Consider the following 19496-nt stretch of genomic DNA (forward strand, 5'->3'; position numbering starts at 1 on the left):
CGACATGGATCTCGACAGCCTGACCACGGTGATCGCCGAACTCCACGAGCACGTGCTGACCATCACCCTCAACCGGCCGGAGCGGATGAACTCGTTCACCAACGTCATGCGGAACGAGTTCCGCGACATCTGGGAGTTTGCCCGCGAGGCCGACGACGTGCATGTCATCGTCTTGCGCGGGGCCGGCGAGCGAGCCTTCTCCACCGGGATGGACACCCGCGAGGGCACCTTCGTCTCCGACAACGTGTTCAGCCGGCGCGACCCCGGAATCGATCTGTCGCCCAAGCAGAACGGCTGCTGGAAGCCGCTGATCAGCGCGGTGCACGGGATGGCTGCCGGCGGTGCGCTGTACTGGCTCAACGAATCCGACATCATCGTGGCGAGTGACGACGCCCAGTTCTTCGACCCTCACGTCTCCTACGGCCTGGTGGCCGCGCTCGAACCCATCGGACTGGCGCACCGCATCCCCATCGGTGAGGTGCTCCGGATGGTCCTGCTGGGCCTGGACGAGCGGATGTCCGCCGAGCGAGCCAGAGAGATCGGGTTCGTCTCCGAGATCGTTGCCCGAGAGGAGCTCTGGACACGGGCCGACGTTCTTGCGCGACGCATCGCCGCCAAACCGCCGGCCGCGATCCAGGGCAGTGTTCGGGCCATCTGGGAATCCCGCGACACGGGGAGGTCGCAAGCACTGGCCACCGGAATGGCCTACACATCACTGGGCAACCCGATCGGCAAGGCGCAGGTGGTCCGGTCCGAGGTCGCCACACGCGATTACGAAGTCAGGTAAGTGCCGCAACGTCATCGACGGCGTCGGCAGGGAGTGAGATGGTCATGCACTACGGGACGGGCGCCGAGCTGGACGAATTCCGCGCCGAGGTCCGTGAGTTCGTTCGCGGCCACGCGCCGGCGATCCCGTCCAAGGCCGGGGTGCGCAGCGCCGAGGACGCCGAGGAGCTGGCGCTGCTCAAGAAGTGGACCCGCGATCTCTTCGATGCGGGTTATCTCGGGGGCGCATGGCCGAGAGAGTACGGCGGTAACGGGGCATCCCATCAGCTCGAGCGAGACGTGGTCGTCGGTGAGGAGATCGCCCGCCATCGTGCGCCCGCACCTGTACAGGGGGCCGCGAACCTGGTGGCGAACGCGCTGCTCGACCATGGGACTGCCGAACAGAAACGCCGCCATCTCGGCGGTATCCGGTCCGGCGAGGTCATCTTCTGTCAGCTCTTCAGCGAACCCGGATCGGGCAGCGACCTCGCCTCCCTGCGGACACGCGCAACGCGCCTCGACGACGGCAGCTTCCGGGTCACGGGCCAGAAGGTCTGGACCACCAACGCGCACTGGGCCGATTACGGATACCTGCTGGCGCGGACCGATCCAGAAGCGCCAAAGCACAAGGGCATCAGCGCATTCCTCATCGACATGTCGCTGCCCGGTGTCGACGTTCGGCCATTGCGGGAGATGACCGGCACAGCCGATTTCAACGAGGTGTTCCTCGACGATGTCGTCGTTCCCGCGGATGCGCTGATCGGGGAGGTCAATCAGGGCTGGCGCATCGCCAACTCCAGTCTCGCGCACGAACGAACCGGAGTGGCGAACAACGCGGTCCGATTGCAGTGCAACATCGACGCGCTCGTCGATCTCGCCGCGGTAGTGCAGCGACACGGCCGGCCGGCAATCGAGGACTCGGCGATTCGAGATCGTCTCGGCGCACTCTCGGCGTCTGTCGGCGCGCTGTCGGCACTGGTCTATGCCGGCCTGAGTCGCGCATCCGCGGGCGATGTGCGGCCCGGTGACGCACCGATGGCCAAGCTCATGTACAGCGAACTCGGGGTCGAGATCGCCGCGTTCGCACTCGACCTCTGCGGCGCCGACGGGGTCTTGATCGACACTGACCCTCACGCCGTCGACAGTGGACGGTGGCAGGACGAATTCCTCTATGCCCGGGCCTACACCATCGCCGGCGGCAGTTCCGAGATCATGCGGAACATGATCGCCGAACGTGGTCTCGGGCTGCCTCGTTGAATTGCTCCCACCCGCGCGGGTGATCGGACGAGCGCGCCATCAATCAGGTTGTCTTAGTTAACTATGTCATATACCTTGAATGGGCGATGCAAACGTCTGACGACGACGCCGCCAACTCCGTGACCGGTCTCGGTTGGGGGCCGGCCGGTCGCGGCGCAGTGATGTGAAAGTGAATGGAGGCGGCATGTCGGGTATCAGGCAGGCGCTACGTCAGCTGTGGTCGGCCACCGATGATGCCCGCATGATCCAGCAGGACGGGCGCTGGTACACGTGGGCGGAAGTGCGATCGTTGGCGGAGCAGATCGACCGCGCACTGATCCGCGTGGGCGCGGTGGAAGGCGCTCGGGTCGGCGTGGTCCTGGCCAACCGGGTGGATTCGATCGCCGCCCTGGTCGCCCTGTTGGGCAATGGACGCACACTCACCACGTTGAACCCGATGCAGCCTATCGTGCGCATCTCCGGAGATCTGGAGATGACACGTCCCGACGTGATACTCGCGCCGGAAGAACTTTGGTGTGCCGACGATTTCACGGCCGTGGTCGTCGAACTGGGCATCGACGGTTTCGCCATCGACGCGGGTGTGGCGCAGCGCGCCTGGCGTGCGGACTCGACGTCGTCGAACGGTGCTGTAACTCCGTCGGCGGCCGATCCCGAGTCCCCCGGTGCCATCGCCATCGAGATGTTCACCTCCGGGACGACCGGACCGCCCAAACGCGTACCGCTGACGTGGCGCCAGCTCGATGCCGCGATGGCGGCGGTGCACGGACACGTCGGCACCCAGCACGGCAAGCGCGAACCCCTCACCGGCAGAGTCGCCTTGGTCACACTGGCCATCGTGCACATCGGTGGGATGTGGGGTGTCCTGCAAGCACTGACCGAAGCGCGACCATTCGTGCTTCTCCCACGATTCACCGTCGAGGGCTGGGCGGGCGCGATCGAGGAACACAAACCACGAATAGCGAGTCTCCCTCCGGCAGCGATGCGCTCGGTCCTCAACGCCGACGTGCCGGCGAAACGACTGGCGAGTCTGCGAGCGGTGACGGCCGGCACCACCTTCGTGAGCCCGGATCTGGCCGACGAGTTCATCGGTCGCTACGGAATACCCGTCCTGATCGTCTACGGCGCCACCGAGTTCTCCGGGGCCGTCGCCGGATGGACCAAGCCCATGCACGCGAAATGGTGGGAACGTAAGCGCGGCAGCGTGGGTCGTGCGTTCCCTGGCGTCAGGTTGCGCGTCGTCGACGACGAGGGGAACACGCTGCCCACCGACGAGACCGGCAGGCTCGAGGTCAGTTCGGGGCAGACCGGGTCGGGTACCGGGGATTGGGTTCGTACCAGCGATCTCGCGCACATCGACCCCGACGGTTTTCTCTACATCGACGGTCGCGCCGACGATGCGATCCTGCGTGGGGGATTCAAGGTGCAGCCCGAGGTGGTGGCCAATGCATTGCGTGCCCATCCCGCCGTCCTCGACGCCTCGGTCTACGGTCGAGCCGACGAGCGACTCGGTCAGGTACCGGTCGCGGTCGTCGAGTTGATCGACGGACAGCATGTCGCCGAGGCCGAGCTGAAGGATCACCTGCGCACCCATCTGACGGCGTACGAAGTGCCGGTGAGCATTCACGCGGTCGAGTCCCTTCCCCGCAGCGTGTCGTTGAAGGTGGACCGCAGACGTCTGCTCGAGCTCGTCGCGGAACTCGAGGCCACCACCGCATGAGTGGGTGTGCGGCCACCGGACCCATCGACCAATCGATGCGACCAGCAACGTAGCGAGGAGAGCGTCATGTCAGCAGTCATCGTCGAAGCCGTTCGCACCCCGGTTGGCCGGAGAAACGGAGCACTGTCGGGGATTCACCCGGCCGAGCTGTCGGCCGGCGTTCTGAGCGCACTTGTCGAGGGGGCCGGGATCGAGCCGGACCTGGTCGATGATGTGATCTGGGGCTGCGTCCAGCAGGTGTCCGAGCAATCGATTGACATCGCGCGGACCGCCGTCCTCAGTGCCGGGTGGCCCGAATCCGTCCCCGGCGTCACGGTGGACCGCCAATGTGGGTCATCGCAGCAGGCCCTCAACTTCGCCGTCGCCAGTGTGGAGGCGGGTCACTACGACGTGGTCGTGGCCGGTGGTGTGGAGTCGATGTCACGGGTGCCGATGGGTTCGTCGACGTCGGTCGGCGCTAGCCCGTTCGGGGAGAGCTACCGGTCCCGGTACGACAACGTCATCCCCAACCAAGGTGTCGGTGCGGAGATGATCGCCGCGAAGTGGGGCTTCAGCCGCACCGATGTCGATGCGTATGCGGCCCGTTCGCATGATCGGGCCGCGGCCGCACAGGACGCGGGACTGCTCGACGACCAGATCATCCCGGTCGCAACACCCGACGGTGTGGTCACCGCGGACGAGGGTATTCGTCGCGGCACCACCGTCGAGACTCTCGGCAAGCTGAAGCCCGTGTTCGACGAGAACGGTGTCATCCACGCGGGTAACGCATCACAGATATCGGACGGCTCCGCCGCTCTTCTGGTGATGAGTGACGATGCCGCCTGGCGCCACGGACTGCGGCCGATCGCCCGGATTCACACGGCGGTCGTCACCGGATCGGACCCGGTGATCATGCTGACCGGCCCGATCCCTGCCACCGAGAAAGCCCTGGCGCGCTCGGGTCTCGGGGTCAACGAGATCGGGGTGTTCGAGGTGAACGAGGCGTTCGCACCGGTGCCGATGGCGTGGCAGCGTGAGATCGGCGCCGATGAGGAGTTGCTGAACCCGAACGGTGGTGCCATCGCGTTCGGCCATCCGTTGGGTGGGTCCGGCGCGCGCATCCTCACCGATCTCATCTTCCATATGCGTCGCAACCAGATCCGGTACGGGCTGCAAACGATGTGCGAGGGCGGCGGGCAGGCCAACGCGACGATTCTGGAACTGCTCGGCGACTGAGCAGGTCTCACCAACCGGGAAGTTGCTTTCGCCGGTTCGGGGTGACCCGGCAACCTGCTCGAGGAATTGACGAAGATTGTGAGGAGACGACATGCATCGTCCCATGGAGGGCGTCCGCATTCTGGAGGTGGCACAGTTCACCTTCGTGCCGGCGGCCGGCGCCGTGCTCGCCGACTGGGGTGCGAGCATCGTCAAGATCGAGCATGCCGAGAAGGGCGATGCGCAGCGGGGATTGGTTCGCGTGCTCGGCTATGACGCGGGTGGATCCTCGTTCTCGCCGATCATGGAGGGTCCCAACCGCGGAAAGCGCAGTGTGGGACTGGCTTTAGAGCGGCCAGAGGCACGTCCCGTGCTCGAGGAACTGGTCCGCAACAGCGACGTGTTCCTCACGAATTTTCTGCCCACTGCCCGTGGCAAGTTGGGGATCACCCTCGAGGACATCCGTGCGATCAATCCCGACATCATCTACGTATCCGGCAGTGGTTTCGGTACCGAGGGTCCCGACGCAGAGAAGGGCGGCTACGACTCCACCGCGTTCTGGGCTCGTGGTGGCAGTGCGTTCGGCACCACACCGGCCGGAGCGGATCGGGTGAGCTTCATGCCCGCAGGCGCCTACGGCGACAACATCGGCGGGATGACCATCGCCGGTGGTATCGCAGCCGCACTGTACGGACGCGCGATGACGGGCGAAACCTCTGAACTCGATGTGTCCCTGCTGGCGGTCGGTGCCTGGGCCACCCAGTTCACCGTGAACATGGCGTTGATGAAAGGCGAGGCGCTGCCCGCGCAGTCGACCACCCGCAGATCGGCTGCGGCCGGAAACCCCCTGACCGGCGCGTATCAGACCGCCGACGGGCGCTGGATCCAACTGTCGATGCTTCAGGCCGGTAGATACTGGCCGGAGTTCTGCCGCGCGATCGGCCACGATGAACTCGTCGATGACGATCGATTCGCTACGGACGCACTGATCACCCAGAACTACGCCGAGGCGATGGAGATATTCGCGCAGATCATCGCAGCGCACCCGTTGGCGCACTGGCGAGCCGCGTTGAAGGACGTCCGCGGGCAGTGGGCGGTGATCCAGGATTCGTGGGAGATCGGCAACGACGAGGCGCTGATCGCCAACGGCCGCATCACCGAAGTGCTCGACGCAGAGGGCAACCCACGCAAACTCGTCGCCAACCCCGTGAAGTTCGACAACGCCGGTGTCGACGTGACACGGGCACCGTCGTTCGCCGAACACACCGACGAAGTACTCCGTGAGCTCGGCTTCGACGACGACCGCCTCATCGCGCTGAAGATCGCCGGCGCGGTCACGTGACGCTGGAACAAGGAACGGAGAAGGCGATGAAGGTCAGCATCGATCTGGACAAATGCGCCGGCCACGCCCGCTGCTTTGCGGCGTCGCCGGACCTGTTCGACCTCGACGACGACGGCTATGCGTTGAACGCGGAGATCGACGTACCGGCTGGTCAGGAGGCGACCGCCCTCGAGGCGGTCGCGGCGTGCCCCGAACGCGCCATCGAGAGTCATTGAGCCGCATGCAAGTTCCGACGATCAACGACCACCGACGGCACGCAGCGGGCCCGTTGAGCGGTCTGCGAGTGGTCGAGTTCCTCGGACTCGGACCGGCCCCGTTCGGCTGTATGCTCCTCGCCGACTTCGGTGCCGAGATCGTCTCGCTGCGGCGCCCGGGTTCGGCCCTGCCCGCGCTGGTGCGCAATCGCGACACCGTGGAGGTCGACCTCAAGGACGAGGACGCGCGGGAGTGGGTCCGTGACATCATCGCATCCGCCGACGTCCTGGTCGAGGGATACCGGCCCGGCGTGATGGAACGCCTCGGGCTCGGTCCGGATGATGTCCACGCGCACGAGTCGGGTCTGATCTACGCCCGGATGACCGGGTGGGGGCAGACCGGACCGTTGGCGCACACCGCGGGCCACGACCTGAACTACATCGCCGTCACCGGTGCGCTGCATCTCGCTACCAGGGCCGGCGAGACGCCGGTCCCACCGGCAAACCTGCTCGGTGACTTCGGTGGCGGCGCAATGTATCTCGTCACTTCGATACTGGCCGCGCTGCACGCGCGCGGCCGGACCGGGCAGGGGGCGGTACTCGATGTCGCCATCGTCGACGGGACCACCTACCTGACGTCGATGCAACACGAATATCGCGCCGACGGCCGATGGTCGGACGCCGCCGGAACCAACCGCCTCGACACGGGCGCGCCGTACTACGACGTGTACCCGTGCGCCGACGGGCGGTTCGTGGCGATCGGAGCGCTGGAGGAACCGTTCTTCCTCGCGCTGCTCGACGTACTCGACCTCGATCCAGCACTGGCCGAAGGCCGCGAGAATCCGGCCAAGTGGCCCAGGTTGCGCGCGGCGATCGGTGCCGCGGTGCGCACGCGGACGCGTGACGAATGGGCCCGACGGGCCGAGTGCAGTGACGCATGCCTGTCGCCGGTGCTCGATTTGTCGGAGGCGCCGCGGCACTCGCAGGTCGCCGATCGCGACGTGCTGCTCGCCGCAGACGGTGCGGGCCACTGGACTCCGCGTCTCCCGGGCGGATACGCCGAGACTCCGCCGCGGGTCAGCGATCTGCTGCAGAGTTGGCAGGTGAGGATTCCATCACCCGAACACGTGGGTGAGAGTCCGTCGAGGACAGGAGAATGATGTCAAGCCGTGACGCAGTGATCGTCGAGGCGGTCCGTACCCCCATCGGCAAGCGACGTGGATCGCTCGCCGAAGTCCACGCGGTGGACCTGTCGGCGGTGGTACTCAACGCAATCGTTACCCGTACCGGTATCGATCCCGGCCACATCGATGACGTCATGTGGGGCTGTGTGACCCAGCTCGGTGATCAATCGAGCAACGTCGGACGATTCGCGGTGCTCGCGGCCGGGTGGCCGGATCATGTCCCCGCCGTGACGATCAACCGCGCATGCGGATCGAGTCAGCAGGCCATCGAGTCAGCGGCGCACGCGGTGATCGCGGGTGCCTACGACATGGTGGTGGCCGGCGGTGTCGAGACGATGTCGCGCGTTCCGCTCGGGGCGACCCGGCAGTCCGGATTCGCCTACGGGCAGACCGTTCTGGATCGTTACGGAGTCGACGGCCTGGACCAGGGTTCGGGTGCGGAGATGATCGCGCAGAAGTGGGGGCTGTCGCGGCGCCGGCTCGACGAGTACGCGTCACGGTCTCACGAATTGGCCGCAGCCGCGATCGATCGGGGCGCATTCGATGCCCAAGTCGTCGGGGTCGACGTGGCTGAGGGGGCATTCACCGTGGACGAAGGTCTCCGGCGGGGCACCACCCCGGAGAAACTCGCCGCCCTGACGCCATCGTTCCGCGAGGACGGGGTGATTCACGCCGGCAATGCCTCGCAGATCTCCGATGGCGCGGCAGGAGTGCTGATCATGACCGCCGCGCGCGCCCATGAACTCGGCCTGCGTCCGATCGCACGTATCGTGGCCGGGTCGGTGGTCGGGGACGACCCGGTCATGATGCTCACCGGCCCGATCCCGGCCACCCAGAAGCTTCTCGCGCGGACCGGCCTGTCGATCGACGACATCGGTGTGTTCGAGATCAACGAGGCATTCGCCCCGGTTCCGCTGGCATGGCAGATCGAAGTGGGTGCCGACGCCGACCGGCTGAATCCGCTGGGCGGGGCGATCGCGGTCGGACACCCGCTCGGTGCCTCCGGCGCAATCCTGACCACACGGTTGATCCATCACATGCGCGACAACGACATCCGCTACGGACTGCAGTCGATGTGTGAGGGCGGCGGCACCGCGAATGCCACCCTCTACGAGCTGATCAACTGACCGTCCGAGCCGCCGAGAAGGAGATCGACAGTGACACAGAGCTTCTACGACGCAGATCACGAGGCGTTCCGCGAGGTCGTCGGAGACTTCGTCGCTCGTGACGTGGTGCCGAATCTCGACACCTGGGAGGAGAACCGGGAAACCGGCAGGGAGGTGTGGAAGTCCGCGGGCGCGCTGGGAATCCTCGGACTGCGATTCCCCGAGGAGTTCGGCGGCGGCGGTGCTGTCGACTACCGGTTCCGATGTGTGGTGCAAGAGGAGCTGGCCCGCGTCGGCGCAGCCGCACTCGCCTCGGGCTTCTCGATCAACGAGGACATCGTCGGCTCCTACCTCACCGAACTGGGCACAGACGAGCAGAAGCGGGAGTGGCTGCCCGGGATGTCGCAGGGCGATGTGGTCGCCTCGATCGCCATGTCCGAACCGGCCGCCGGCAGCGATCTGCGCGGGATGAAGACCACTGCAGTCCGCGACGGTGACGAGTGGGTCATCAACGGGGCCAAGACTTTCATCACCAGCGGGTACTCGTCGGATGTGGTCCTGACGGCAGCGCGGACCGGGGAAAAGGACGGCAGACCGCGGCTCTCGCTGATCCTGGTACCGACCACCACGCCCGGCTTCACCCGCGGCCGGAAACTGCGCAAACTCGGGTTGCACGCGCAGGACACCGCCGAGATCGCCTTCACCGACGTCCGAGTTCCGGCGAGCAACCTCGTCGGTGAGGAGGGACGCGGCTTCCATCACCTCACCGCGCAACTCCCGCTGGAGCGGCTCTCCATCGCCTGGCGGGCCCTCACCGCCGCGGAGGCCGCGCTCGACTGGACGGTCCGGTACACGAGCGAGCGCAAGGCTTTCGGGACCCGGATCATCGATTTCCAGAACACTCGGTTCCGGCTCGCGGAGATGACCACCGAGGTCGAGATCACCAGGGCTTTTCTCGAACAAGGTATCCGGGCACTCAACGATGGCGATTTCGACGCGACTCTCGGAGCCAAGGCAAAGTGGTGGACCACCGAGCTGCAGAATCGCATCATCAACGATTGTCTGCAGATGCACGGGGGTTACGGGTACATGGACGAGTACCCGATCTCACGTGCCTATGCCGACGCCCGGGTGCAGACGATCGTGGGGGGTACCACCGAGATCATGAAGGAGATCATCGGACGTGATCTCGCCGGCCGATACCCGAGCTGAGGTCGGCGCACGGGTACAACGGCCGGTGGGTGCGGTGCGGCAGAGTTCGCCGGCCGCATCTCAACCGAGGGTGGTGTGCGGGGGTCGCGACTCGTCGGTCAGCTCCTGGCTCGCCGCCCAGCTGGCGAGAAGGGTGAATTTCTCGCTGGTCGCGGTTCCTGCCGCAGCCGTGTAGGTGGTGATCGACAGCCCCGGCTCGCCGGGAACCTCGAGGACGTCGTAGTCCGCCTCGAGGTCTCCGACCTCGGGGTGATGAAACACCTTCCGGCCCGAGCGGTGTTCGTGGACATCCTGATCCGCCCAGTGACGGCGGAAGCTCGGACTCAGCGTCGACAGCTCACCGATGAGCGCTGTCAGGTCGGTCGACAACGGATCGCGCCCGACCGCGAAGCGCAGCATCGCCGCGTTGAGACTGCAGGCGAGTTCCCAATCGTCGTAGAACGTCTGCGCCCGCGGGTCGAGGAAGGTGAACCTGGCGATGTTCGGACGATCGCTCTCGAACATCTGGACGAACATCGCCCGACCGAGGACGTTCGCGCCGACGATGTCCTGTCGTGTGTCGTAGGCGATCGCCGGTACCGCCATGCTGTCCAGCATCCGCTGGAGCGATTCGCGCAGCGGCTGCGACGTGTGCGCGGTCGGTGCCACGACCGAGCGGGTGGGCCGCGCGAGATCGAACAGGTGAGCCCGCTCGATGTCGTCGAGCGCAAGCGCGCGGGCGATGGCCCCGAGGACGCTGTCGGAGGCGCTCGCGATCTTCCCGCGTTCGAGCTTGGTGTAGTAGTCGGTGCTCACGCCGGCGAGCATGGCGACCTCTTCCCGCCGCAGCCCGGGCACGCGGCGCTCCCCGCCGCCGGCGGTGATGCCCGCCTGCTCCGGCGTCACGTTGGCCCGCCGAGAGATCAGAAAGTCCCTGATCTCGTCTTTCATATCCACCCTCCCAGGATAGAGCTGCCGAGCACGTCCGAGCGTGTGCTCCCGGCGTTACTCCAGTGTGAGCAGCACCTTGGTGGCGCGGCGTTCGTCCATCGCCCGGTAGCCCTCGGCTGCCTCCTCGAGGGGCAGGGTGAGGTCGAAGACCTTGCCGGGATCGATCGCGCCGTTCCAGATGAGATCGATGAGGTCCGGTAGGAATCGCCGTACCGGGGCGGGTCCGCCGAGGGTGTGAATGCCGGCGAAGAAGAGCTCGATGCCCGGAATCTGCACGTCGTAGTTCACCCCGACGTACCCGAGGTGCCCTCCGCCGCGTGTCGCGCCGACGGCCTGCATGAACGATTCCTGGGTGCCGACCGCCTCGATCACGCTGTGCGCACCGAGCCCGTTGGTCAGGTCCTTGATCCTCTGGACACCGGCGTCTCCGCGCTCTTCGACGATGTCGGTGGCGCCGTAGTACCGGGCCAACTCCTGACGCTGCGGATGGCGTGACATGGCGATGATGCGCTCGGCGCCGAGTTGCCTGGCGGCGAGAACGGCCATCAGTCCGACTGCCCCGTCGCCGACGACGGCAACCGTCTTACCCGGGCCCGCCTCGGCGCCGACCGCGGCGTACCAGCCGGTACCGAGGACATCGGACGCTGCCAGCAGCGCCGGGATCTGTTCGGGGGAGGGCTCACCAGGCGTCTTGACGAGGGTGCCGTCGGCGTAGGGGATACGCGCCTTCTCGGCCTGCGTGCCGATGGTCTGCGCAACGAACTCCGCGTGTACGCATTTGGACTGGAAACCTGCCTGGCAGATCTCGCAGGTGTTGTCCGAGATCACGAACGAGCCCACGACGAAGTCGCCGGGCGCGACGTTGGTGACCTCGCTGCCGATCTCTTCGACGACGCCGACGTACTCATGACCCATCACCTGGTGATCGGCGGGTTCGATGCCCCGGTAAGGCCACAGGTCGGAGCCGCAGATGCAGGTCGCAGTCAGTCTGATGACGGCGTCGGTGGGTTCGATGATGGTCGGGTCAGCTCGGTCCTCGACGCGAACGTCGCCGGCGGTGTGCATGATCACTCCGCGCACTGGGAGCCTCCTTGTCGTCGTCTCTCAGCTGTCGTACGGCGGTGGTGGCGCGGCCCCGGTATCTGGCCGCTCATACATAGGCAACCGCGCATCGGACGCCTGTGGGAGGGTCTGTTGTGCCCCCTCACCGAAGCTGACACGGATGCCCTCTCGGTGATCTAGTGGCTCTCGTTCACCACCGATCAGAGGAAGTCCCCGGCCGACATGACCACAACACAACTGTCCGAAACCACCCGTGGCCGAAGTCGGCTGCCCGGCATCGTCTATGTGCTCGCAGCGGGTGTATTCCTCATGGGAACAACCGAGTTCGTCGTGGCCGGAATACTGCCCGAGATCGCAACGGACCTGGACATCACGGTCGCCGACGCGGGCCTGATGGTCACCGTCTTCGCCGTCGGCATGATCGTGGGAACACCGCTCATGGCCGTCGCCACCTTGCGGCTGCGCAGACGCGTGACACTCGCACTCGCGTTGGTCGTGTTCGCGATCGGTCACGTCATCGTCGCGGTGTCATCGAGCTTTCCGGTCATCTTGGGTGCGAGATTCCTCACCGCCCTCAGCACGGGCGGGTTCTGGGCTGTCGCCGCCGTTGTCGCTGCCCGGGCGGCCTGCGCCGGCGCCAGCTCGCGCGCGCTGGGCATCGTGCTGGGCGGTGGCATGCTCGCCAACGTGATCGGCGTGCCACTGGGGGCTTTCGCCGGCCAGACAATCGGCTGGCGCGGACCCTTCTGGGCACTGACTTTTCTCGCGCTGGTCGGTGCCGTGGTGATCTACCGGCTGACGCCAGACGATTCCTCGGACGATCCGGCGCCGTCCATTCGCCGAGAGCTGACCAGTCTGCGCGACGTTCGTGTGTGGCTGGTGCTGGCCGGGTGCGTGGCGGTGTGCGGCTCGTCGCTTGCCGTGTACACGTTCATCGCGCCACTGTTGACCGACAACACCGGATTGTCCAGTGCAGTAGTTCCTCTGGTGCTGATGGTCTATGGTGCCGGGGCGCTGATCGGCTCCAATCTCGGTGGTCGACTGGGCGCTCGACGTCCCTACGGCGTGCTCTTCGCCGCGGCGATCATGACCTTTCTGGTGCTGGTCTTGCTGGGCTTGCTGTCGCACCACGCGATCGTCACGGTCGCCCTCATCGGTTTCCTCGGTCTCTTCGGGATGTCGACCAATCCAGTGCTGATCGGCAAGGCCGTCCGGTATGCCGACCAAGCCCCGACACTTGCTTCGGCGCTGTGCACCTCGGCGTTCAACGTCGGCACCGCCCTGGGGTCCTGGATGGCGGCGGGCGCGCTCGATTCGGCATGGGGCCCGACCGGGCCCGTGGTGGTCGGTGCCGCGGTCGCCGCGTTTTATCTGATTCCGCTCGTCCTGTTATTGATGCGTGACCGGGCGGACAGTCGCGCATCAACTGTCAGATGAGCGCCTCCGGCCCAGAAGCGCATCCACCGCAGGCCGAGTCGCGCTCACCCACTCGGCGTATGCCGCCGGATCATCATGGGCCGAGTCGATCAGGTACAAACCCCGCCCGGGAACTGTTCCGCCGATCTCGGTGAGCACCGGCCTCAACGAGAGTTCGGGAGCGAGGGAGTGTGCGGCGCTGCCACCGAGCATCAGTGGGATGGCAACGCCGGACAACCCGTTTCCGCCGGCAAACCGGTCCAGGAACACCTTGAGCAGCCCTGTGTAGGTGGCCTTGAACGTGGGGCTGGCGAACACGACGAGGTCCGACGCCCCGACCTGTTCGACCAGGTGGTTGACATCGGCGTCGGACCAATCGAGGACGGCGCTACCGAGGGTGGCCAGGTCGACCACCAGGTCGGGCTCCCGGCCGGTGAGTTCTCGTGCCACATGTGTCGCAGCGGAGAGGGTCCGGCTGGCCGGCTTGGGGTTGCCGACCACAACGGCAGTGGTAATGGACATCGGTGCGGACTCCTCGGGTTGGGTTGCTGGGACCTGGGACTCACAGCAGAGGTCGCCGACGGTGATTCTCTACTGTGAGCCTCCCAACGCCCCGACACAACCCTCAGGCGTCTCGCGCGACTTCCGTCTCTTCCGTCAGGAACCACGACAGATCTGCGATGAACTCCTCCTCGTGCTCACGGAGCGCATCGGCCTGCGGCGACGCGAACGCGCGCGCCACGTCACCAACGGACGCGAAATACAATTCCGCGAGACCGTCATAGGGCCACTCGGTCCGATGCGCGATGGCCGGACTCTGGAAGTAGCGAAGCACGCCGGGCATCTGCCATACGAAGGCCGGGTGTTCCACCTGCCACTTCTGCAGGAACTCGTCGCGCCCGATGTCCGGTCGGGCCTTGATCAACGCGACAACCTTCACCGACATGGTTCTCCTCTCACGTGTTCGCGGTCGCGCCGGCCATCAGACGGGCTGGGCCGGTGACCAGTCGGCGTAGTCGACGTAGCCGCGGTCGCCGCCGGTGTAGAACGTCGACTCGTCGGGCTCGGTGAGTTCGAGGTCGTCGCGCAGGCGGCGGACGAGATCGGGATTCGAGATGAAGTATCGGCCGAAGCTGACGAGGTCCGCACCGCGTGCGATCGAATCCTTGGCCGCCTCGAGGTTGGCGTACCGAGTGCTTCCGACAGTCGCGGGATTGACGATCAACGGACCCGACCACTTGCGCCGGATCAGCTCTGCAACCTCCGGTGTCGCGGTTTCGAGAGTGTGCAGGTAGGCGAGACCGAGCGGGTTCAGGGCATCGATGAGTGCGGAATAGAGGGCGGCCGGATCGCTCTCGTGCATGTCGTGGAAGCGGCCCCCGGGGGAGATCCGCAGCCCGACACGTTCGGACCCGATGGCATCGCTCACCGCGGTGGCGACCTCGGCGGCGAACCTGACCCGGTTCTCGGCTGAGCCACCGTACTCGTCGGCGCGCTGATTGCTGTTGTCCGACAGAAACTGTTGGATCAGGTAGCCGTTAGCGCCGTGGAGTTCGACCCCGTCGAACCCGGCCGCGATCGCGCGTTCGGCGGCGCGCACGAACACCTCGACCTGTTCGCGGATCTGCTCCTGTGTCATCTCGATCGGGGTCACGAAGGCCAGACGCCCGCCCGAGTTGAAAATGGTGCCCTGTGCAGCAATGGCGGATGCGCCCAGCGGCTGCATCCCGTTGATCTCGGGGTGGCCGATGCGTCCCCCATGCATGAGCTGGGCGAACACCTTGCCGCCATTGTCGTGCACGGCGGCAGTGATCGGCTTCCACGCCTCCACATGCTCGTCTCGGTACATGCCCGGGATGTTCGGTTCGGACTGCCCCTGGCGCGACGGTGAGAGTCCCTCACTCACGATCAGACCGGCGGTGGCGCGCTGGGCGTAGTAGTCGGCGGCGGACGGCGACGGGACGCCGTCGGCGCTTGCCCGCACTCGTGTCATCGGCGCCATGACGACGCGGTTGGCCAATGGCAATCTGCCCAGTTCATAGGTTTCGAACAGCACGGTGGTTGCTTCTCCTCACGACCGCGATGGATGCGGGTGTCGACGAATCTGCACGCAGCAGGGCAACGGCCCTAGGAAAACGTACGTGCGTTCGTTAGTATCGTGATGAGGGTCCGATGTGTCAACGGTCACGTCTGAGCCCCGCAGATGACGCAGCAAACGTGGGAGATGAGAGTTATGCACACCATCGCGCCGGACGCCGTCGACACCGATGCCGTCGACGTGGAGAGCGCGGCCATCCGCGAGTTGGTGAACGATCTCATCGATCGTCACTCGCCGCCGGAGGTGACCGCCCGCCTGGATCGCGAGCGGGCGTTCAACACGGCACTGCACGAGGCGCTGGCCGACGCCGGTTTGATCGGTCTCGGCAATGACGCCGCCACCTCGACGCCGCCCGACCCAAGGCTCGAGGTCGCTGTACTCGAAGAACTCGGCGCGGGACCGACCTCGATGGCGGTGTGCCTGGTTGTGCAGTACATGGGCGTCGGTCTTCTGGCACAGTATGCCGACGAGGCGCAGCGGGCGGAGGTCTTGGCCCCGCTCGTCGGCGGCCGGGGGCGCGTGGCGTTTGCGCTCAGTGAGCCCGACGGCGGCACAGATGTCGCCGCTGCCATGCGTACCCGTGCGACTCGACGCGCCGACGGGACCTGGTCGGTGAGTGGTACCAAGACCTGGATCTCGGGTCCGCTGGTCGCCGACAATCTCATTCTGCTCGCCCGAACCTCGGAGCCGACCCGCAGCAGCATCGACGGCATCACGATGTTTCTCGTTCCGCGGGATTCCGACAGGCTGCGGATCACCGAACTCGACACCTTCGCCGTACACGGCCTCGACACGTGCACGGTCGAACTCGATGAGGTGGCGTTGCCGTCGCACGCTGTGCTGGGTGAGGTCGGGATGGGCTTCCGGCAGGTGCTCTCGACCCTCAACGGCGAACGGCTCAACGCCGCGGCCGTCGCGCTCGGGATCGCCAGGGGAGCGATGGCGGTTGCGACCAAATATGCCAAGGAACGCAACGCATTCCGGCGTCCCATCGCTTCCTTTCAGGCGTTGCAGGTACGCTTGGTCGACAGTGCAATCCAGATCGAGAGCGCTCGCGCTCTACTGGATCGCGCGGCAACCGCTGCAGCGCAGGGGCGGCGCGCAGACACCCTCAGTGCGATGGCGAAGGTGGCGGCGTCGGAAGCCGCAGTTTCCGCCACCGACACCGGCATGCGGGTGATGGCGGGCGCGGGGTTCAGTACCGAGTTCCCGATGGAACGGCTGTTCCGCGACGCGCGTCTGTACACCTTCGCACCACTGACCAACGAGATGCTCCGTAACTATCTCGCCGAGAACCACCTGGGCCTCCCGCGGTCCTTCTAGTCGCCTGAATCGAGGCGACGAAACATCAAGTCATCGAACACCTATCGAGAAGGAGAAGGCACATGACAACGACGTCCAAGCGTCACCAGCTGCTCATCGACGGCAAGTGGGTGGACGCACTCGACGGCGCGACGATCGCCACGGTGAACCCGTCGACCGGTGAGACCATCGCGGATCTGGCGGCAGCGACGGACACCGATGTCGACCTCGCGGTCGACGCAGCGCGCCGCGCCTTCGACTCCGGCCCGTGGCGTCGGATGCCGGCCGAGGAGCGCGCCCGGATCATGCACCGTTTCGCCGACCTCATCGAGGCCAATGCCGACGAGATCGCGCTGATCGACACCACCGACTGTGGGAAGCCGTTCGCCTTCATCCGCGACGTCGATCTGCCCAACATGGCCGACCTGGTCCGCTACATGGCCGGGTGGGCAACCAAGTTGGAGGGGCGCACGATCCCGCTGTCGCGTCAGCAGCCCAACGACTTCCTGTCCTACACCCGGCGTCAGCCGGTGGGCGTTGTCGCGCAGGTCATCCCCTGGAACGGTGCGGCCCTGGCGGCGACGTGGAAGCTCGCACCGGCACTGGCGGCGGGTTGCACCGTGGTTCTCAAACCGGCCGAACTGGCCTCACTGGCCCCCATTCGGCTGGCCGAGCTCGCGATGGAGGCGGGCTTCCCTGATGGGGTCGTCAACGTGGTGACGGGCACGGGCGCCGATGCTGGCGCACCGCTGGTCGGGCACTCGCGGGTCGACAAGGTGGCCTTCACCGGTTCGGTGGAAACCGGAAAGCGCATCGTGTCCGCGGCGGCAACGAATCTGACCAAGATGACGCTGGAACTCGGCGGCAAATCCCCGGTGGTGATCTACGACGACGCGGACCTCGACAAGGCGGTGGACGGCGCGCTGGGAGCAGTGCTCTATGCCCAGGGCGAGGCGTGCACGGCCGGTTCCCGGATGTATGTGCAGCGAAGCATCGTCGAAGAAGTCCAGGAACGCATCGTGGCCGCTGTTCCGAAGATCGCCATCGGCGACAGCTCGCAGCGTGATGTGCTCGTCGGCCCGATGATCTCCGACCAGCAGCGGTCAAAGGTGGTGTCGTTTGTCGACGGTGCGCTTGAGCAGGGCGCCGATGTGCTCGTGGGCGGAGCGACGGTCCGTGAACCCGGCTACTTCCTCGAACCCACTGTGTTGCGCGGTGTCACCGACACGATGACGGTGGCGCGCGACGAGATCTTCGGTCCGGTCGTGTCGGTCATGCCCTTCGACGACGAGGCCGAGGTCATCGCGCGCGCCAACAACACGACCTTCGGACTGGCCGCCGGTGTCTGGACGTCGAATGTCGGACGGGCACACCGCTATGCCGAGGCCGTCAACGCCGGTGCGGTGTGGATCAACTGTTACAACGTCTTCGACGCCGCGCTTCCGTTCGGCGGATTCAAGCACTCGGGATGGGGCAAGGAGATGGGTGGCGAAGCTCTCGACAGCTACCTGCAGAGCAAGGCGATCACGGTGTCGATGGCCTGACCCCTCGTTGCGCCGGTGCGGGTGGAGCTCCCAGGAAGGAGTGCTCCACCCGCGCCGGTTTCAGGCGATCGGATGTCCTCCGCGTGGCACCAGGGGGTGTCGGCCCAGCCGCGCTCCCGTGGTCTCAGAGAACCAGTGCAGCTGCTCGGGGTCAGGAGCGAGGTGGATGACATCCCCCTTGGACGGAGTCGGCTGTCCGGTGAGCCGGACGGTGAGCGGGTGCCGGTGCGTGTCCCGCCCGAGCGCACCGTAGACGTACTCGTCCGCGCCCAGTTCCTCGACCACCTCGACCGCTACCGGCGTGCCTCCCGAACCGACCCGCCACGCCTCCGGTCGGATGCCGATCGTGACCTGTGGTTGGGTGAGCTGGTCGGTGACCGCCCGCGGAACGGGCACCTCGATGTCGCCGAGGTGTGCGGTGCCGCCACTCACCTCGACAGTGAGCAGGTTCATCGCCGGTGAGCCGATGAATCCGGCGACAAAGACATTGGCGGGGGTCTCATAGAGCACCTTGGGGCTCGCGCACTGTTGCAGGACGCCGGCTTTCAGGATGGCGACCCGGTCTCCCATCGTCATTGCCTCGACCTGATCGTGTGTGACATAGACGGTGGTGGTGCCGAGCCGTCGTTGCAACTGAGCGATCTGCGTACGGGTCTGCACGCGGAGCTTGGCGTCGAGGTTGGACAGCGGCTCGTCCATCAGGAACACCTGCGGCTCACGGACGATGGCACGGCCCATCGCGACGCGCTGGCGTTGCCCACCCGAGAGTGCTTTGGGCTTGCGGTCGAGATACTCGGTCAGGTCGAGGATCTTCGCGGCCTCCGCGACGCGCTCCTGGATGTCGCGTTTGTGGTGTCCGGACATCTTGAGCGCGAAGCCCATGTTCTGGGCGACTGTCATGTGGGGGTAGAGGGCGTAGTTCTGAAAGACCATCGCGACGTCGCGTTCCTTGGGCGGGATGGTCGTCACGTCACGGTCCCCGATGCGGATGGCGCCGTAGTCGACGTCTTCGAGACCGGCGAGCATGCGGAGAGATGTGGATTTGCCGCAGCCGGAGGGGCCGACGAGGACGAGGAACTCACCGTCTTCGACTTCCAGCTCGAGGTTGTCGACGGCCGCTTTATCGGTACCGGGGAAGAGTTTGGTCGCTTTGTCGAAGGTCACGGGGGCCAT

Annotated in this window: 18 protein-coding genes; 12 read left to right on the plus strand and 6 right to left on the minus strand. The window is 66.1% G+C overall.

All coding sequences use genetic code 11. From position 1 onward, the window contains the following. Positions 1–4: 4 nt before the first annotated feature. The 9 genes from V1Y59_RS09630 (at position 5) to V1Y59_RS09670 (ending at position 9971) form a co-directional block, all read left to right on the plus strand. Complete coding sequence (locus tag V1Y59_RS09630) at positions 5–787, plus strand: enoyl-CoA hydratase/isomerase family protein (RefSeq protein WP_330504943.1); 783 nt, start codon at positions 5–7, stop codon at positions 785–787. Positions 788–831: 44 nt separating this feature from the next. Continuing rightward, positions 832–2022, plus strand: a complete 1191-nt coding sequence (locus tag V1Y59_RS09635) for an acyl-CoA dehydrogenase family protein (protein ID WP_330504625.1) — start codon at positions 832–834, stop codon at positions 2020–2022. A 184-nt stretch (positions 2023–2206) separates the two neighbouring features. Beyond that, complete coding sequence (locus V1Y59_RS09640) at positions 2207–3739, plus strand: class I adenylate-forming enzyme family protein (protein WP_330504626.1); 1533 nt, start codon at positions 2207–2209, stop codon at positions 3737–3739. A gap of 66 nt (positions 3740–3805) precedes the next feature. Further along, positions 3806–4954, plus strand: coding sequence for a thiolase family protein (locus V1Y59_RS09645; RefSeq protein WP_330504627.1), 1149 nt, complete (start codon positions 3806–3808; stop codon positions 4952–4954). Between the two features lie 91 nt (positions 4955–5045). Beyond that, complete coding sequence (locus V1Y59_RS09650; RefSeq protein ID WP_330504628.1) at positions 5046–6275, plus strand: CaiB/BaiF CoA transferase family protein; 1230 nt, start codon at positions 5046–5048, stop codon at positions 6273–6275. Between the two features lie 26 nt (positions 6276–6301). Beyond that, entirely contained in the window at positions 6302–6490 is a 189-nt protein-coding gene (locus V1Y59_RS09655) for a ferredoxin (RefSeq protein ID WP_330504629.1), read from the plus strand. A gap of 5 nt (positions 6491–6495) precedes the next feature. After that, positions 6496–7629 (plus strand): CaiB/BaiF CoA transferase family protein, encoded by a 1134-nt coding sequence (locus V1Y59_RS09660; RefSeq protein WP_330504630.1) that lies wholly within the window; start codon positions 6496–6498, stop codon positions 7627–7629. Continuing rightward, complete coding sequence (locus tag V1Y59_RS09665) at positions 7629–8780, plus strand: thiolase family protein (protein WP_330504944.1); 1152 nt, start codon at positions 7629–7631, stop codon at positions 8778–8780. The genes V1Y59_RS09660 and V1Y59_RS09665 overlap by 1 nt, the downstream gene beginning before the upstream one ends. Positions 8781–8810: 30 nt before the next feature. After that, positions 8811–9971 (plus strand): acyl-CoA dehydrogenase family protein, encoded by a 1161-nt coding sequence (locus V1Y59_RS09670; protein ID WP_330504631.1) that lies wholly within the window; start codon positions 8811–8813, stop codon positions 9969–9971. A 60-nt stretch (positions 9972–10031) separates the two neighbouring features. Here the strand turns inward: V1Y59_RS09670 and V1Y59_RS09675 are convergent, their stop codons facing one another. Beyond that, entirely contained in the window at positions 10032–10901 is an 870-nt protein-coding gene (locus V1Y59_RS09675) for a helix-turn-helix transcriptional regulator (protein ID WP_330504945.1), read from the minus strand. A gap of 54 nt (positions 10902–10955) precedes the next feature. Next, positions 10956–11981 (minus strand): zinc-dependent alcohol dehydrogenase family protein, encoded by a 1026-nt coding sequence (locus tag V1Y59_RS09680; protein WP_330504632.1) that lies wholly within the window; start codon positions 11979–11981, stop codon positions 10956–10958. A gap of 204 nt (positions 11982–12185) precedes the next feature. Between V1Y59_RS09680 and V1Y59_RS09685 the strand changes: the two genes are divergently transcribed. Then, the gene (locus V1Y59_RS09685) at positions 12186–13400 is read left to right on the plus strand and encodes an MFS transporter (protein WP_330504633.1); all 1215 of its coding nucleotides are present in this window, start codon (positions 12186–12188) and stop codon (positions 13398–13400) included. Here V1Y59_RS09685 and V1Y59_RS09690 read toward each other — a convergent pair. The 3 genes from V1Y59_RS09690 to V1Y59_RS09700 form a co-directional block, all read right to left on the minus strand. Then, complete coding sequence (locus V1Y59_RS09690; RefSeq protein ID WP_330504946.1) at positions 13386–13895, minus strand: NAD(P)H-dependent oxidoreductase; 510 nt, start codon at positions 13893–13895, stop codon at positions 13386–13388. The two genes, V1Y59_RS09685 and V1Y59_RS09690, sit on opposite strands and share 15 nt — an antisense overlap. 109 nt (positions 13896–14004) lie before the next feature. After that, positions 14005–14325 (minus strand): EthD family reductase, encoded by a 321-nt coding sequence (locus tag V1Y59_RS09695; protein ID WP_330504634.1) that lies wholly within the window; start codon positions 14323–14325, stop codon positions 14005–14007. 36 nt (positions 14326–14361) lie between these two features. Then, entirely contained in the window at positions 14362–15435 is a 1074-nt protein-coding gene (locus tag V1Y59_RS09700) for an alkene reductase (protein ID WP_330504636.1), read from the minus strand. Between the two features lie 177 nt (positions 15436–15612). Between V1Y59_RS09700 and V1Y59_RS09705 the strand changes: the two genes are divergently transcribed. Continuing rightward, positions 15613–16800, plus strand: coding sequence for an acyl-CoA dehydrogenase family protein (locus V1Y59_RS09705; protein ID WP_330504637.1), 1188 nt, complete (start codon positions 15613–15615; stop codon positions 16798–16800). Positions 16801–16862: 62 nt separating this feature from the next. Further along, complete coding sequence (locus V1Y59_RS09710; protein WP_330504638.1) at positions 16863–18323, plus strand: aldehyde dehydrogenase family protein; 1461 nt, start codon at positions 16863–16865, stop codon at positions 18321–18323. A 60-nt stretch (positions 18324–18383) separates the two neighbouring features. Here V1Y59_RS09710 and V1Y59_RS09715 read toward each other — a convergent pair whose 3' ends face one another. Next, positions 18384–19496, minus strand: a complete 1113-nt coding sequence (locus V1Y59_RS09715) for an ABC transporter ATP-binding protein (RefSeq protein WP_330504639.1) — start codon at positions 19494–19496, stop codon at positions 18384–18386.

The organism is Gordonia prachuapensis, from assembly GCF_036350515.1.
Lineage (GTDB): Bacteria > Actinomycetota > Actinomycetes > Mycobacteriales > Mycobacteriaceae > Gordonia > Gordonia prachuapensis.

What these genes read in the sequence shown, in the direction of transcription:
- V1Y59_RS09655 (WP_330504629.1), top strand. Translation starts at nt 6,302, where the DNA reads ATGAAGGTCAGCATCGATCTGGACAAATGCGCCGGCCACGCCCGCTGC.
- V1Y59_RS09695 (WP_330504634.1), bottom strand. Translation starts at nt 14,325, where the DNA reads ATGTCGGTGAAGGTTGTCGCGTTGATCAAGGCCCGACCGGACATCGGG.
- V1Y59_RS09675 (WP_330504945.1), bottom strand. Translation starts at nt 10,901, where the DNA reads ATGAAAGACGAGATCAGGGACTTTCTGATCTCTCGGCGGGCCAACGTG.
- V1Y59_RS09630 (WP_330504943.1), top strand. Translation starts at nt 5, where the DNA reads ATGGATCTCGACAGCCTGACCACGGTGATCGCCGAACTCCACGAGCAC.
- V1Y59_RS09685 (WP_330504633.1), top strand. Translation starts at nt 12,186, where the DNA reads ATGACCACAACACAACTGTCCGAAACCACCCGTGGCCGAAGTCGGCTG.
- V1Y59_RS09640 (WP_330504626.1), top strand. Translation starts at nt 2,207, where the DNA reads ATGTCGGGTATCAGGCAGGCGCTACGTCAGCTGTGGTCGGCCACCGAT.
- V1Y59_RS09660 (WP_330504630.1), top strand. Translation starts at nt 6,496, where the DNA reads ATGCAAGTTCCGACGATCAACGACCACCGACGGCACGCAGCGGGCCCG.
- V1Y59_RS09645 (WP_330504627.1), top strand. Translation starts at nt 3,806, where the DNA reads ATGTCAGCAGTCATCGTCGAAGCCGTTCGCACCCCGGTTGGCCGGAGA.
- V1Y59_RS09715 (WP_330504639.1), bottom strand. Translation starts at nt 19,496, where the DNA reads ATGGCCCCCGTGACCTTCGACAAAGCGACCAAACTCTTCCCCGGTACC.
- V1Y59_RS09665 (WP_330504944.1), top strand. Translation starts at nt 7,629, where the DNA reads ATGTCAAGCCGTGACGCAGTGATCGTCGAGGCGGTCCGTACCCCCATC.
- V1Y59_RS09650 (WP_330504628.1), top strand. Translation starts at nt 5,046, where the DNA reads ATGCATCGTCCCATGGAGGGCGTCCGCATTCTGGAGGTGGCACAGTTC.
- V1Y59_RS09635 (WP_330504625.1), top strand. Translation starts at nt 832, where the DNA reads ATGCACTACGGGACGGGCGCCGAGCTGGACGAATTCCGCGCCGAGGTC.
- V1Y59_RS09710 (WP_330504638.1), top strand. Translation starts at nt 16,863, where the DNA reads ATGACAACGACGTCCAAGCGTCACCAGCTGCTCATCGACGGCAAGTGG.
- V1Y59_RS09705 (WP_330504637.1), top strand. Translation starts at nt 15,613, where the DNA reads ATGCACACCATCGCGCCGGACGCCGTCGACACCGATGCCGTCGACGTG.